This is a genomic window from Aetokthonos hydrillicola CCALA 1050, assembly GCF_017591665.1.
GTDB lineage: Bacteria > Cyanobacteriota > Cyanobacteriia > Cyanobacteriales > Nostocaceae > Aetokthonos > Aetokthonos hydrillicola.
On the sequence record NZ_JAAKGC010000410.1, the window covers coordinates 1 to 1,282 of the forward strand.

Below are 1,282 nucleotides of genomic sequence, written 5' to 3' on the forward strand. Positions count from 1 at the left end.
GCTTTCCACCAGCAATAAAAATTTGAATATCTAAGCTGCGAAGATAAGACAAGAATTCAACTGTATTCAAAATCACACTCCTTCAAAACAGTTATTAGTTCAAAGTAGAAGAATGTTGATTGTTAATAGTTATTTTTGCTATTATTATATGGTGTCTATCAGCTAACCTAGTATTTTTATCACATTCACAACACCATATAAATCATTCTCAAGATTTAAAGTTGTACGATTCTTGGCGATCGCTCCTCCAAGCCCAGCACAACTCCATGCGCACTCCCAAAGATGCACGCGCAGGGTAAGCAAGTTTACTAGTATCATATAAAAAGTGCTCTCGACCAACTAGTACACTACGGCGTAAATAAACAACCCATTTCAAACAGGCAAAAACCTTGATATATAATACTTTTGACTTTTGACTTTTGACTTTTGACTTCCGCGCAGCGGTACTAGACTCATCTAGCCTTTAAAGATGATCTCATACAGTGATAAGACAATCTCCACCACGATCAGAATCACCACATACCACTCTACTCGTTGACTACTGCTATGTTGCATGAACTCCAGGACTGTTTGTGCGGTTTGGGTAATTAGCTCTAGTTTACGTTCGAGGGCATTGTGACGTTCACGGATTTCGTATTCATCCTCCAAGCGCAAATATAACTTTTCAAGCTGTGGTGACTCCCATAGCAATTCCGGTTTATCTATAATCTCTACTCGACCCACAATTTTATGTTGAACTAACAGCGTAGTGCCGAGTTGACGTAGTAATTCCCGACTCTGGCTTGCTGCGGTGTTTTGACGTTGGAGACTAGCTGCAAACGGTTCAATTTGATCAAATACAACTGCTAGGCTAGTTTCATAGTGAGATAATACAACACTCTTGGCAAGAATATCAGCCACTATCTGCAAGCGTTCTACAGTAAATTCATGCAGCGATATTTTTCCTTCCTTAACTCCCTCACTCTGGGCAACATTGAGATAAATTTCTACCTCTTCTGTTTCCGGGTTGGCAAAACGCTCGCTCACCTGAGACGATAGTTTTGCTAAGAAGGCTACCTTTTCCACAGGCTCAAGGTTGAACAAGACAACTGCACCGTACTTCAGCAGAACAGCACAGGCGTTTTCACCCACTGAAACCATTACTGGCATACTGCCCAAGCAAACGTAATTGTCCAACTTCTTTAAGTTAATATCCTCACCAAGAAATAGAGCCTGCGCTCTCAATCTATCTCTATCCTTAAAAAGAAGTTTTTCCATTATCACCCGTTTGCTAAATTATACC

The 1,282-nt window shown here is 40.5% G+C and carries 2 protein-coding genes; both read right to left on the minus strand.

Annotated elements, in window-relative coordinates; translation table 11 throughout:
* Positions 1–162 precede the first annotated feature (162 nt).
* The gene (locus G4P69_RS38400) at positions 163–318 is read right to left on the minus strand and encodes a hypothetical protein (RefSeq protein WP_208339648.1); all 156 of its coding nucleotides are present in this window, start codon (positions 316–318) and stop codon (positions 163–165) included.
* 138 nt (positions 319–456) lie between these two features.
* Positions 457–1,257, minus strand: a complete 801-nt coding sequence (locus tag G4P69_RS38405) for an RMD1 family protein (protein ID WP_208339646.1) — start codon at positions 1,255–1,257, stop codon at positions 457–459.
* Positions 1,258–1,282: the final 25 nt, after the last annotated feature.

Bases quoted from the DNA above. Each gene is read 5' to 3' on its own strand.
- G4P69_RS38400 (WP_208339648.1), bottom strand. From the start codon at position 318: ATGATACTAGTAAACTTGCTTACCCTGCGCGTGCATCTTTGGGAGTGC.
- G4P69_RS38405 (WP_208339646.1), bottom strand. From the start codon at position 1,257: ATGGAAAAACTTCTTTTTAAGGATAGAGATAGATTGAGAGCGCAGGCT.